This is a genomic window from Facivitalis istanbulensis, from assembly GCF_040560405.1.
Classification (GTDB): domain Bacteria; phylum Pseudomonadota; class Alphaproteobacteria; order Sphingomonadales; family Sphingomonadaceae; genus Sphingomonas; species Sphingomonas istanbulensis.
This window is the reverse complement of record NZ_JAVSCQ010000049.1, coordinates 1-12,788: the sequence shown is the minus strand read 5'-3', so window position 1 is coordinate 12,788 and position 12,788 is coordinate 1. Positions and strand designations below refer to the sequence as shown.

The following is a 12,788-nucleotide window of genomic DNA, read 5'->3' as shown; positions in this document are numbered from 1 at the left end:
TGACGCTCGGCTACCAATTTGACGCGAACGACAATCGCACGCGGATGACGTATCCCGACGGCACCTTTTTTACGTTCGACTACGACAGCCTTGACCGCCGGACGGCCGTCCGCGAGAACGGCGGGACAGTGGGCGGATTCAACCGGTTGTCGCAACGCTTCGCAATTGGAGGCGCGCGATGGACATCAAGAAGCGGCGTTCCAGCCGTTGCACCCGGTCACGATTGCGGTCGCCGGGCAGGCCGCCGGTTGCCAACCGGGAAGAGCGTGCATTGTTCTGGCGGTATGTAGCTGCCGGGATGAGCAGCGAGGCGGCAGCGGTGAAGGCAGGAGCGTCACAACCGGTCGGCAGTCGTTGGTTTCGGGAGGCAGGCGGGATGCCACCGGCGGCATTCAGACTATCGGCCAAGCCGTTGTCGGGCAGATACCTGTCGCTGGCAGAGCGTGAGGAGATTGCGTTACTGCTGGCCCGAGGGCATGGCGTATGTGAGATCGCCCGCCAGCTCGGTCGTGCGGCATCGACCATCTCACGCGAGATCCGGCGCAACGCCGCCACCCGCAGCGGCAATTTCGACTATCGTGCGACGACGGCCCAGTGGCATGCCGAGCGGGCAGCACGCCGCCCCAAGGTCGCCAGGCTGGCCGCTAATGACATTGCGACGCTGGGTCGAAGACCGTCTGGGCGGTGCGGTTGCCAAACCTGGCGCGCCACCTGTCGCCGGTCCGGTGGTCTCATCATGGACGGGACGACGACATGGACCGCGCCAGAACCGGCGCTGGTCAACGGCATGGAGCCCGGAGCAGATTGCCGGGCGTCTGCCCATCGACTTTCCGGATGACGCCAGCATGCGCATCAGCCACGAAGCCATCTATCAGGCGCTGTTCGTGCAGGGACGGGGAGCGTTGCGCCGCGATCTCGCCGCCTGCCTGCGCAGCGGCGGGGTTCTCCGCATGCCCCGGGCGCGGGCAGGCCAGCGCGGCAAGGGCTTCGTGTCGCCCGACATCATGATCAGCGAGCGTCCGGCAGAAGCCGAGGATCGCGCCGTACCGGGGCACTGGGAGGGCGACCTCATCCTTGGGCTCGGCAGCTCGGCGATCGGCACGCTGGTTGAGCGTCCGACGCGCTTCACGATGCTGCTCCATCTGCCCCGCCTGGAAGGCTACGATGGCAAGCCGCGCATCAAGAATGGACCGGCACTGGCCGGCCACGGTGCCGGCGCGGTGCGGGACGCCATCACACGCACCATCATCACCTTGCCGGAGGAACTGCGCCGCTCGCTCACCTGGGATCAGGGCGCGGAGATGGCACAGCACGCCCGTCTCAAGATCGATGCCGGCGTGCAGGTCTATTTCTGCGATCCGCAAAGTCTCTGGCAGCGCGGCACCAATGAAAACACAAACGGGCTGCTGCGCCAGTATTTTCCCAAAGGCACCGACCTCAGCGCGCATAGCGCCGACACACTCGCCGCCGTCCCAGCGACCCTCAATGGTCGACCACGCAAGACGCTGGGCTGGAAAACCCCTGCCGAAGCGCTTGACCAATGCCTCGCACAAATCGAAGAACACGGCGTTGCGACAACCGGTTGAATCCGCCCAATATGTGTCTATCAAGTACACCGAACGCCTCGCCGAAGCGGGGATCGAGCCGTCGGTCGGTAGCGTCGGCGACAGCTATGACAACGCTTTGGCCGAGGTGATCCACCGGCGCGGACCCTGGCGCAGCTTTGAGGCGGTCGAATACGCCACGCTCGAATGGGTCGACTGGTTCAACCATCGTCGGCTGCTCGAGCCCATCGGCAACATCCCGCCCGCCGAAGCCGAAGATCAATATTATGCTGCCGCAGACAAGATCGATATGGCAGCCTGACTCACAACCCAATGCCTCCGGCAGACCCGGCGCGGTTCAGGAATCGTTTCTCGTACGGAGAGAAGGAATCCGTAGGCAACGATGCAAAGGCTGGCATGGTGATGAAATCATCGCCTCCCTCTGCCTTCATAATGGCCGAGCCCCTGCTCTTGCTTGAGTTCGCGATAATCGCGCTCGATCCGCCATCTCATCTTTGTCACGGCTACGAGTTCGTGCAGCTTCATCGTTTCTGGTAAAGTGGACAACCAATATTTGAGGGGCTCCTTATCGCCATCGGGCCATTCGACGATGAACCATTCTTCGGCTCGCGGCTGGGGGAGATTATAATCTCTGAACGCGACACGCAGCCGCACGGCGGCAAAGCGCGATGCCAGCTCGGTGTTCATACCCTCGCGCCAGGTGACGGTCTTCCACGCCTGGCCGGCAAGCTCTCGGCCAGCGCCTTAGCGGAGAGCGGTTTGTGATCTTTGCGTCGTTGTACCAGCCTGGGCGGCCGCCCTTTTCCGGTCCACGCCTTCGGTGGTAGCGGGCCTTCGCCGGGACGCCAGACACTGACCATCGGCTGGACACCGACAGAGTAAACCAGCCCAAGATCGCTCAATGCGCTGGGAAACGCGCCATCCGCGCCGTAGCCGGCATCGGCAAGGACAACGCCGACCGGCGTCTGCGCCGCAAGCGCAGCGCGGATCTGATCAATCGCGATCTGCGGCCTGGTTTGGAAGACGATCTCGTCGGGTATCTTCGCCTTTTGCCGGGGTTCAGGATCGTCCAGCCAGATCTCCGGAACGTAAAGCCGCCACGCAACCGGCAAGCTGGCGCCTTCGTTCGCGACGGAAAGGCTGACCGCCACCTGGCAGGTGTCCTGCTTGCCGAGCTGGCCGCAATATTGACGAGCGACGCCGACAGAATGCTTCCCTTTCTTCGGGAAACCCGTGTCGTCGATGATCCAGGCTGTGATCGGCCCGCCGCGTTCTACCATGCGCGGCAACGCCCAGTCGCGGACCCGCCCCATCAAAGCTTCATCAGACCAGGGCGCTTGCCCCACGAAATGCAACAAGGACTGATGCTTGGCGGAAACCCGCGCCGGCGCCGTTACCACCGCCAGCGGCTATACGCTCTTGCGCGCTACCGGCATCATCAACCCTGTACAATAGTCCCGGAGCGGTTCCGCTCGGTCCGCATGCCCGATGACCCCTGTCAGCGCCTTTACATAGACTTCGAACGCCTCCGCCGCGCTGCCGCCTGTGCTCTCCATGCCGCTCATCTATCGCTGTGAATCAGCAGGCTATCATGTTTCCGCTAGCCGCGAATCCCCCAAACACCGATTTTCTGACTCAGTAAGATTAGCAGGCTGCTGGAAAAGGGCACGGCGTAGCAATGAAGGTGGTTTCATCGCCACTATCGAAGGCCATTGCGCCGGAGCCATCGGCGTCGATGCGGATGCAGGCCGTGGCGCACAGGTCGAGATGCTCGCGCGACTATGGCGTGGCCTCGACGATCCGCCACCGGCCGACTGGCCCGGTCATCACCCCGTCTCCAGCAGCCGGGGCAGCCGGATGAGGTTGCAGGCTACGACGCTCAGCGTGAAGGCGAAGCGGACGCGCGCCAACCCGCGAAAGCGCGTGTTGCCCTGTCCGGCGGCCGATTTCACCCAGCCGAACACCTCCTCGATCCGCTTGCGGACGCGCTGGTTGGCGGCGTAGCCGGGATACCGGGTGGTGCGCCCGTCGATCGCCGAGCGCCGGCCACTGGTGTTCTGTGCGACATGTGGGGTCACGCAACGGTCGCGCAGGTCCGACACGAAATCGCGCGTGTCATAGGCCCGGTCCGCGCCCAGCGTGATGCGTCGCCCCTCGGACCGGTCGAGATCGTCCACCATCGCCACCGCGGTCAGCCGCTCGGCGAACCCGGCCGCGCGCGTGGTTTGGGTATCGACCACCAGCCCGTGGCGGTTCTCCATCCGCACATGGCCCATGTCGCACAGCCCTGGCGCCCGTGCCGGCACTCTTGCGGTACAGCCGCGCATCGGGATCGGTGAGCGAGGCGTGCGTGTCGTTGCTCCGCTTCGTACCCCGAAAGTCGACCTCGGCGTTGCGCGAAACGGGGCGTCCGCCCGGATCGTCGCCGGGCGGGCCGTCGCCATCGGCGTCATCCTTCGGGCGCAAGCTCTTCATGCATGCACCATGCATCGATCAGCGTGCCGTCCACCGAGAAGTGGTCACTCGACAACAGTCGGCGGACGCGCGGCAGCGCCAGGATCGACGACAGGAAACGCGCCGCGATCTCGCCTTCCAGCAGCCGCTCGCGGTTCTTCGAGAATGTCGATGCATCCCACACCCGCTCGTCCACGCCCAGCCCGACGAACCAGCGGAACGACAGATCGAAATCCAGCCGCTCGATCATCTGGCGTTCCCAGCGGATGCCGTGGAACAACTGCAACAGCAGCGCGCGCAGCAGCTTCTCCGGGGCGATCGACGGTCGCCCGATCCGCGAATAGAGCGCCTCAAGGTCGGGCCCGATCCCCGCCAGCCCCGCATTCACCACCGCGCGGATCCTGCGCAACGGATGGCCCGCCGGCATCCGCCGCTCCAGATCGACGTACGAGAACAATTCTCCCGACCGCGCGTCGCCTCCCCGCATCTTTTTACCCTCATCGCTTCAGTCGCGATGAATCACCTCCCGCCGTCCACGCCAAGCCTTTTTCAGCACCCTGCTAGCGCCACCCGCGCCTTGAACTCACCCGTATACCGCTTCCGCGTCGTCTTCATTGCCGTCCGTCCCTTACGTCCGGGATAGCTCAGCCTCCTGTCCGGAAAACCGGCACCACCTCAATCATCGATCCCATCCTGTCGGTCGCAAGCCGACGGGTAACGGCATTCCTGTGGTCGGAGATGCTGGACGTATCCGAGCGACGGGTGTGCTGGGTACTTGGGCAGCACCGATCGACGCAGCGCAAGGTGCCGTGCGGGGCAGATGACGAAGAGGCGCTGACTGACGACATCGTCGCGCTGGCCAGGCAGTACGGGCGCTACGGCTATCGCCGGGTGAGCGCGCTGCTGCATGCCGCTGGGTGGTTGGCGAACCACAAGCGGATGGAGCGGATCTGGCGGCGCGAAGGATTGAAAGTGCCCCGGCGCCAGCAAAAACGCGGGCGGCTGTGGCTGAACGACGGTTCGTGCATCAGGCTACGACCGGATCCATCGGCCGAGCCCGGTCCGCAGTTCGGAGCCGGTCTCGAAAGCGTTCAGATAGACACATTCGTACTTCAGCCGCAACGCCAGCCGAGGACAAACCCGCGCGCGCCGCCAGTCGAGAAGGCCGCAAGCAGATCGCCGGGTTCTTTACCGCGGACATGTCATTGGCGATGCATATGATGGCCAGACGGCAGGGCCGGAGCCTCCAGGCCCAGATGGTCGAGGCGTTCAACGACGTACTGCGAAAATATGGAGAAAGCCCCGTGGAGGAGTGAGTGGGACGGTAGAACCGCCCCACTCCTATATTAGTTCTTGACTGCGTTCAGAATGGCCCGCCCATAAGCCGTCTTCTTGAAACGTTCACCAGCAGCCCGTGCCTGATCGGCAGAAATGAAGCCCATCTCATAGGCTATTTCCTCAAGACAGGCGACTTGCACACCCTGGCGGTGCTGTAGCGTCCGGACGAACTCACCGGCCTCCAGCAGGCTGTCATGGGTGCCGGTGTCGAGCCAGGCGTAACCGCGGCCCATCTGTTCGACATAGAGGTCGCCCGCTTCCATATAGAGGCGGTTAAGATCGGTGATCTCGAGCTCACCGCGCGCTGACGGCTTCAGGTTACGCGCGAATTCGACGACGCGGTTGTCGTAGAAATACAGGCCCGTGACCGCATGGTTGGACTTCGGCTTTTCGGGCTTTTCCTCCAGGCTGACCGCGCGGCCGCCTTCGCCGAACTCGACCACGCCGTAGCGTTCGGGATCCTCGACGCGGTAGCTGAACACGGTGGCGCCCTTGGGCCGCGCGACCGCGCTGGCCAGTAGTTCGGTCAGATGTGCGCCAAAGAAGATGTTGTCGCCCAGCACCAGCGCGACGTTGTCGTCACCGATGAAGTCCGCGCCGATGGTGAAAGCCTGCGCCAGCCCGTCGGGGCTGGGCTGTTCGGCATAGGACACGGTCAGGCCGAACGCCGAGCCATCCCCGAAAAGACGGCGGTAATTGTCGATGAACTCGGGGCTCGAGATGATCAGGATGTCGCGGATGCCCGCCAGCATCAGGACGCTTAGCGGATAGTAGATCATCGGCTTGTCATAGACCGGCAGCAGTTGCTTGTTGACCGCCAGGGTGGCGGGGTGAAGCCGGGTGCCCGAACCTCCGGCGAGGATGATGCCCTTCATTGCGTGGCTCCGATCAGTTCGTCAAGAATGTCGCTGAGCGCCGCCTGCCAGTCGCGCGGGGCGATTCCATAGGCGGCGTAGATGGCGCTATGGCTCAGCCGGGAATTGGCGGGCCGTACCGCAGGGGTGGGATAGTCGCTGCTGGGGATCGGCACGACCTCGGCCGTGGGACCACCGCGCAAGCCCGACTGGCGAAATATCTCGGTGGCGAAATCGGCCCAGCTAATCGACCCGGCATTGCTGAAGTGGAAGGTGCCGGGAGGGGCATCCTCGTCCTCGACTAGCCGCTGGGTGATGGTCATCAGCACGTTCGCCAGATCGGCTGCGCTGGTCGGCGCGCCGTGCTGGTCGGCAACGACCGACAGGGTGTCGCGGGTTTCGGCCAGGCGCAGCATCGTCTTGATGAAGTTGTGGCCATGCGCCGACACCACCCAGGCGGTGCGGACGATGACATGGCGCGCGCCGGAGGTCCGCACTGCCAGCTCGCCGCCCAGCTTGGACGCGCCGTAAACGCCGAGCGGCGCGACCGGATCGTTCACCTCCCAGGCGCCCTGGCGGTCGCCGGCAAAGACATAGTCGGTGGACACCTGGACGAGCGGAATGCCCGCCTTCGCGCAGGCCTCGCCAAAGGCGGCTGGGGCCATCGCGTTGACCGCCCAGGCAGTCACCACATCGCTCTCGGCCTTGTCGACCGCGGTATAGGCTGCACCGTTGATGACCGCAGCAAAGGGACGCGAGGCGACCATAGCCGCGATCGCCTCGCTGTCGCGCAGGTCGAGCGTGTCATGGTCGATCGCCACGATCTCATAGCCTTGCGGCCAGGCGCAACGCTGCAGCTCGGTGCCGAGCTGGCCCCCGGCGCCCGTCACCAGGATGGCGTGCGATGTGGTTGCCGACATCAGGCGACGCCGCGACGCTCGGACGCCTTGGCGGCGACCAGCGGACGCCACCAGGCCTCGTTGGCCAGATACCATTCGACCGTCTTGCGGATGCCAGTCTCGAAGGTCTCGGCCGGGGTCCAGCCCAACTCGGCACCGATGCGGCCCGCGTCGATCGCATAGCGCTTGTCATGACCCGGCCGGTCGGCGACCTCGGTTATCTGTTCGGCATAGGGGCTGCCATCGGCGCGCGGGCGCAGTTCGTCGAGGATCGCGCAGAGCGTCTTCACGACCTCGATATTCTGGCGCTCGTTATGGCCGCCGACATTGTAGGTGCGGCCCGGCTGCCCACGCTCGAACACCACCTGCAGCGCGCGGACATGGTCCTCGACATACAGCCAGTCGCGCACTTGGTCGCCCTTGCCGTAGATGGGGAGCTTCTCGCCATCGAGCGCCTTTGCGATCATCAGCGGGATCAGCTTTTCGGGGAAGTGATAGGGTCCGTAATTGTTCGAGCAGTTGGTGATGAGCACTGGCAGCCCGAAGGTATGCCCCCAGGCCGAAACCAGATGGTCCGATCCCGCCTTCGACGCCGAATAGGGCGAGCGCGGGTCATAGGGCGTCTCCTCGGTGAACAGCCCGGTCTCGCCCAGCGTGCCGTACACTTCGTCGGTCGAGATATGGTGGAAGCGGAAGGCGACCTTGGCCTGTTCGTCCAGGCTCAACCAGTAGCTGCGTGCCTCGGCGAGCATCACATAAGTGCCGACGACGTTGGTCTGCACAAAGGCGCCGGGGCCGTCGATCGAGCGGTCGACATGGCTCTCGGCGGCTAGGTGGGTGATGACGTCGGGACGGAATTCGGCGATCGCGGCACGCACGGCGTCGGCGTCGCAGATATCGCCCTGGACGAACTGGTAGCGATCGCTGTCGGCGACCCGTTCGACCGTCGAGAGCGTGCCCGCATAGGTCAGCTTGTCGAAGTTCAGGACCTCATGGGTCGTGTTCTCGATGAGGTGCCGGACGAGCGCCGAGCCGATGAACCCGGCCCCGCCGGTGACGAAGATACGCATGTTGGATTCCTCTTAGGAGAGCGGGGCCAGCGGGCGGCCATCATAGGCAAAGGGACTGTCGAACTCGGCGAGCGTCGGCTGCACCTTGTCCTTTTCGCTCAACTCGGGCGTGGTACCGACGGGCATCGGCCAGTCGATGCCGATACTGTCCCAGCGAATGCCGCCGTCATTCTGCGGCGCATAGGTGTCCGAGCATTTGTAGGTGACTTCGCAATCCGGCTCGAGCGTGACGAAGCCGTGCGCAAAGCCGATCGGAATGAACAGCTGGTGGCCGTTCTCAGCCGACAGCTCGGCTCCGACCCACTGGCCATAGGTTGGCGAGCCGCGTCGCACATCGACCGCAACGTCGAAGATGCGGCCGCGGATGCAGCGGACCAGCTTGTCCTGGCCCCTTGATGGCGTCTGGAAATGCAGGCCACGCAAGGTGAAGGCAGGCGCGGAATAGGAGTGGTTGTCCTGCACGAAGATGCAATCGATTCCCAGCGCGGCAAAGGTGGGGACGGAGTGGACTTCGGTGAACCAGCCACGGCTGTCACCGAAGCGCTTCGGCGTGATCAATCGAACAGGATTTGTCATGGCTTTTCCTAAAAACGAATGACCGATGTCGGGTATTCAGATCAGCTTACCGGACGACGCAATGGTATCTTGGACCGGATCAGGGTCGAGACGCTGAGGAATATGGACCGTGTGACTTTGTCGTCGTTGAGGAATGACCAGACAGCCCAGATCGCCAGCGGGACCATCGCCAGCGCGGCGCGTTCCAGGAAGGGGAGCGACGACATCATGATGACGCACGATACCAGAGGCACGATATTCTGCAAAAGCACGAGCGCGAGCAGGCGACGCTCCAGCTTGGCGACGATGAACAATATAATCCCGTCGAGTACCAGTCGTGCTGACCAAATCGTCGCCGCTCCGACCAAGCCGAAGGCGCGCGTGGCCAGCCACATGACGAGAAGAAATACCGGCAACTCGATGATATGCACCATCGCGAGCCGGGCGGGTCGCCCACCTGCCTGAAGCGCGACAACGGCCAAATGGGCCAGGCAGTTCATCAGCATGCCGACCAGCATAATACGCGCGATCGGCACGGTGTTGGCAGCCGCCGAGCCACCGATCCAGATTCGGAAGGCCGGTTCCACCACGATGATCGCCACGGATATAGCCGGGACCAGGATGAGGAGTAGCGCCTGTGCGCTGAATGCCAGTTCCTGGGCGGCGTTCTGGGACCCTGCGGCAATGCGCGGAAACAATGCGCGGACGACCGCATAGGGCAGGCTGCGCACGCGGGATACGACATTGTAGGAGATGGAATACCAGGCCGCACTGGCCGGACCGAATACACCGCCGACAACCAACCGGTCTGCGGTCTCAAGCAACGAACTGGCCGCCGAACTCAAGGCGACCCATCCCCCGAACGTCGCGAGCTTGCGGACGATCGCGCGATCGAAGCGTGGTCGTCCGACCTTCAGTTCCAGGGAGGCATACATCATCAGAGCCAAGGCGGATCCCAGACGACCAAGGACCGATGCGCCGACCGCCACGCTGAGCGTCGCCGGCATGACGATGACGGCAAGCAACGGTAAGACCTGAAACGCAATCGATCCTGCGACCTGGTTGGCGTTCGCGATCCCAAAATTCTGACGGGCGTCGAGGGCACCCACAAGGATCGGATAGACGAGTGCGACCGGGAAGACGATGATGAGCCACGGCAGGGTGGTACCCAACTCCCGGGCGACGATCGGATTTGAAAACAGCGTTTCGGTACGAACGAGCAGCAAACCGAGGATCACGATGCCGCCGACCACGAGACCAGTGCCCGTGTTCAGGAGAACGCCCGTCCAGAAAATCCGGGGGACATAGGTTTTATCGCCTTCCTCGGGCTTCGACAGGAAATTGATGATCGCGGGTCCCATGCCGAAATCAAGGAAGGAGAAATAGCCGAGAACCACCCAAAGGGTGGCTATGACGCCATATCGGTCGGGGCCATAAAAGCGCAGGAACAAAGGCACTGTCACGACCATGGTCAGCATGGTGGCGACTGTGCCCAGCAGGTTCCAGATCACTGCTTTGTTCATATTTGCCTCAGATACGGCCGCGAAGACGACCAGCACGCCGTGGAAGATTGTACTAATCCATCCCACGCGTTGGGGCGGTGCCGTTTTGACAATGGGGCACCCTTTAACCGCGCCATAACATGGCTGGCAAGAGGGTAAAGAATGGTGCAGACGCGCCTCATAGGCGTCCTGAATGAAACGGCGTCGCATTGTGGGGCGGCGCTGTTGACGATAGAGACAAGGCGGGAACGGTTTTTGTCGTTTTTCGTGTTCCGACATCGCGACGTTTGCGATTGCTTTTGCCGAATTATGCCGCCTTGGGCAGGGCTATTCGAAATTATGACCCGGCTGGTCGATAGGGAGCATTCGTTGCGAGATCACATTGAGGGCGAACGCGGCATCGGTCAGCGGTCGCATACCTATATCGCGGGCATAGACGGCCTTCGCGCCGTCGCGGTCCTAGGCGTTCTGCTCTACCATCTGCATCCCGCCCTGTTGCCTGGTGGTTTTGCCGGCGTCGATTTTTTCTTCGTCATTTCCGGATTTGTCGTCGCACTGGCCACTGCCGCAATTCCTGTATCGACACAGGGCGGCCTGTTGCTCGCTTTTTATCGCCGGCGCATCGTGCGCATCCTGCCAGCTTCGCTGGCGCTTATCCTTGTGACGATGATCGCCGCCACCCTGTTCGTACCGATCACGGGGCCGTTTACCCCGACGGACATGACGGCGCTGGCGGCGACAGTCGGCATGGCCAACGTCATATTGTGGTACACGGCGGGTGACTATTTTGCGCCGGGCACCGAGTTAAACCTGTTTACCCATACATGGTCGCTTGGTGTCGAGGAACAATTCTACTTCGTATTTCCGTTTCTTGCCTTCCTGTTCCTGAAGTCGCGAAACAAGACATGGCGGTTGGCGGGACTGGCAAGCCTTCTCGCCCTGTCGGCGATGTCGCTGGCGATCGCGGCGGTGGCGACGTCGCGGGCGCCGACCTTTGCCTTCTACATGATCCCGTCGCGATTTTGGGAATTGGGTGCTGGCGTGTCCCTGTACTTGGCCATCCGCCATCAGCATCGCCCCCCCCCACGAACGCTGGTAGTTGCACTTGCGACAGCTATCGGCGTGGTGGCGTTGGTCTTCAGTTTCGCGTTCAGCGGGCGCCTGGGTTTTCCATTCCCCGGTGCTGCGGTCATGGTCGGTGCGGCCGTCGCGCTGATCTATGTCCTGACCCGTGCGCCCAAGTCGTCTGCGGCACGCTTCTTCGCGATCCCGCCGCTGCGCTATGTCGGGCGGATATCCTATTCCCTCTATCTCTGGCACTGGGTGGTCATCGCGTTCTTCCGCTGGACTATCGGTATCGAGACGGCCAGCGAGCAAATCGCCGCCTTGCTGTTGAGCTGGGCGATGGCCGATCTGTCCTATCGTTTGATTGAACGGCCGACGCGCGGCAACGGTTGGCTCGCCTCGCGCGGCAATTTGGAGGTCATCGGGATCGGGATTGGTGCGATGGCGGCGACAGGATTGATAGTGGTGGGCATGGTTGGATTTCGGCCAGTCATCTCGCGATCGGTCACGCGTGAAGCGGCTATCTGGACGCCATCCTATCTGCCGATTGGGCAATGTCCGGCCGTTCGGACCAAGGCGAACATGGTCAATGGCGGTATACGCTATGATTTTCGTCGCACCACCTGTCCGGTAGACCGCCGCACACGGTTGTTCGTCGTCGGGGACTCACATGCCTGGGCCTATCAGAGACTGTTCGGCACTGTGGCGCAGCGTACCGGCACCCCGATAACGGTCATGATGGCGCCTGGGTGCCCGGTTCTTCCTGGCTATACACCACGTAACCCGGGTGCCGTTGCGCATTGCGAGGCTTTTCTGAAGACCGCATTTTCCACCTTGCCATCCGATCTGAAGCGGGGAGACGTCATTTTCCTGCCCGGCCTGCGAACGCCGCGATATCGTGAATATACCGAAATGATGATGGCGGCGCCCGAGCCGATGATCCGCTATTCGCCTGCCATGATTGCCAAGCAGGCCCGGGCGCTGTCGAAAATTCTCGACCGTGGCGCCCGGGTTGTCATCGAAGCGCCCAAGCCGGTCTATCGTTTTGGCCCTATCCGTTGTTCGGATTGGTTCAATGCTGACAACCCGCATTGTGCAGTCGACCTCATGACGCGTCGCGAGGCTCTGGAGCGCCGCGCGCCGGTGATGGCGGCATTGGCACAGCTGAAGCAGGCGGATCCGCGGATAGAGATATGGGACCCGTTCCCCTTTCTGTGCTCCGGCGAAATCTGTGACGCGCGTCGGAATGGAAAACCCATATCGTTCGATGGCGATCACTTGAGCGGTTACGGCAATGATCTGCTCATGCCTCCCTTTCTTACCATGTTGCGATAAACCATAAGGCTCTTCGTCCAGATACCTATCACTACTTTGGCAGAAGTATGATTTTTGGGATTCCCAGTGAGGGAGATGCATGATTCATAGGGCGCCAGCTTTGATGGAGGCTGGCGATGGAAGAGGATTGGCAACGCGATCTGGAGTGCTG

At 62.7% G+C, this 12,788-nt stretch carries 8 protein-coding genes and 5 pseudogenes; 6 read left to right on the top strand and 7 right to left on the bottom strand.

All coding sequences use genetic code 11. From position 1 onward, the window contains the following. From RN629_RS17625 to RN629_RS17615, 3 genes and pseudogenes are all read left to right on the top strand, one after another. Positions 1 to 290, top strand: a 290-nt coding sequence (locus tag RN629_RS17625) for an RHS repeat domain-containing protein (RefSeq protein ID WP_407036410.1), incomplete at its 5' end; no start/stop codon positions are given. Next, positions 179 to 1,586, top strand: a pseudogene (locus tag RN629_RS17620) (IS30 family transposase). The gene RN629_RS17625 and the pseudogene RN629_RS17620, both read left to right, overlap by 112 nt. 4 nt (positions 1,587 to 1,590) lie before the next feature. Further along, a pseudogene (locus RN629_RS17615) lies at positions 1,591 to 1,866 on the top strand (IS3 family transposase); the annotation flags it as partial. Between the two features lie 38 nt (positions 1,867 to 1,904). Here RN629_RS17615 and RN629_RS17610 read toward each other — a convergent pair. Beyond that, a pseudogene (locus tag RN629_RS17610) lies at positions 1,905 to 3,130 on the bottom strand (IS701 family transposase); the annotation flags it as partial. Positions 3,131 to 3,391: 261 nt separating this feature from the next. Further along, positions 3,392 to 4,506: pseudogene (locus tag RN629_RS17605) on the bottom strand (IS5 family transposase). Positions 4,507 to 4,709: 203 nt separating this feature from the next. Here RN629_RS17605 and RN629_RS17600 point away from each other — a divergent pair. Both RN629_RS17600 and RN629_RS17595 read left to right on the top strand, forming a co-directional pair. Next, a pseudogene (locus RN629_RS17600) lies at positions 4,710 to 5,063 on the top strand (IS3 family transposase); the annotation flags it as partial. A 59-nt stretch (positions 5,064 to 5,122) separates the two neighbouring features. Next, entirely contained in the window at positions 5,123 to 5,335 is a 213-nt protein-coding gene (locus RN629_RS17595) for a ribbon-helix-helix domain-containing protein (RefSeq protein ID WP_407036409.1), read from the top strand. A gap of 30 nt (positions 5,336 to 5,365) precedes the next feature. On the opposite strand, the gene rfbA is transcribed toward RN629_RS17595, so the two are convergent. From rfbA to RN629_RS17570, 5 genes are read right to left on the bottom strand one after another with little or no spacing between them, the layout of a single operon-like run. After that, positions 5,366 to 6,232, bottom strand: a complete 867-nt coding sequence (gene rfbA, locus RN629_RS17590; RefSeq protein WP_407036408.1) for a glucose-1-phosphate thymidylyltransferase RfbA — start codon at positions 6,230 to 6,232, stop codon at positions 5,366 to 5,368. Then, on the bottom strand, positions 6,229 to 7,131 hold the full coding sequence (gene rfbD, locus RN629_RS17585) for a dTDP-4-dehydrorhamnose reductase (protein WP_407036407.1): 903 nt from the start codon (positions 7,129 to 7,131) through the stop codon (positions 6,229 to 6,231). Before rfbD ends, rfbA begins: the two co-directional genes overlap by 4 nt. Beyond that, positions 7,131 to 8,180 (bottom strand): dTDP-glucose 4,6-dehydratase, encoded by a 1,050-nt coding sequence (gene rfbB / locus RN629_RS17580; protein WP_407036406.1) that lies wholly within the window; start codon positions 8,178 to 8,180, stop codon positions 7,131 to 7,133. The genes rfbD and rfbB overlap by 1 nt, the downstream gene beginning before the upstream one ends. 12 nt (positions 8,181 to 8,192) lie before the next feature. After that, positions 8,193 to 8,756 carry a dTDP-4-dehydrorhamnose 3,5-epimerase gene (gene rfbC / locus RN629_RS17575; protein WP_407036405.1) on the bottom strand — a complete coding sequence of 188 codons (564 nt, stop codon included), beginning with the start codon at positions 8,754 to 8,756 and terminating at the stop codon, positions 8,193 to 8,195. 41 nt (positions 8,757 to 8,797) lie between these two features. Further along, entirely contained in the window at positions 8,798 to 10,258 is a 1,461-nt protein-coding gene (locus RN629_RS17570) for an oligosaccharide flippase family protein (RefSeq protein WP_407036404.1), read from the bottom strand. 141 nt (positions 10,259 to 10,399) lie between these two features. On the opposite strand from RN629_RS17570, the gene RN629_RS17565 reads away from it, so the two are divergent. After that, complete coding sequence (locus tag RN629_RS17565; RefSeq protein ID WP_407036403.1) at positions 10,400 to 12,637, top strand: acyltransferase family protein; 2,238 nt, start codon at positions 10,400 to 10,402, stop codon at positions 12,635 to 12,637. Positions 12,638 to 12,788 lie beyond the last annotated feature (151 nt).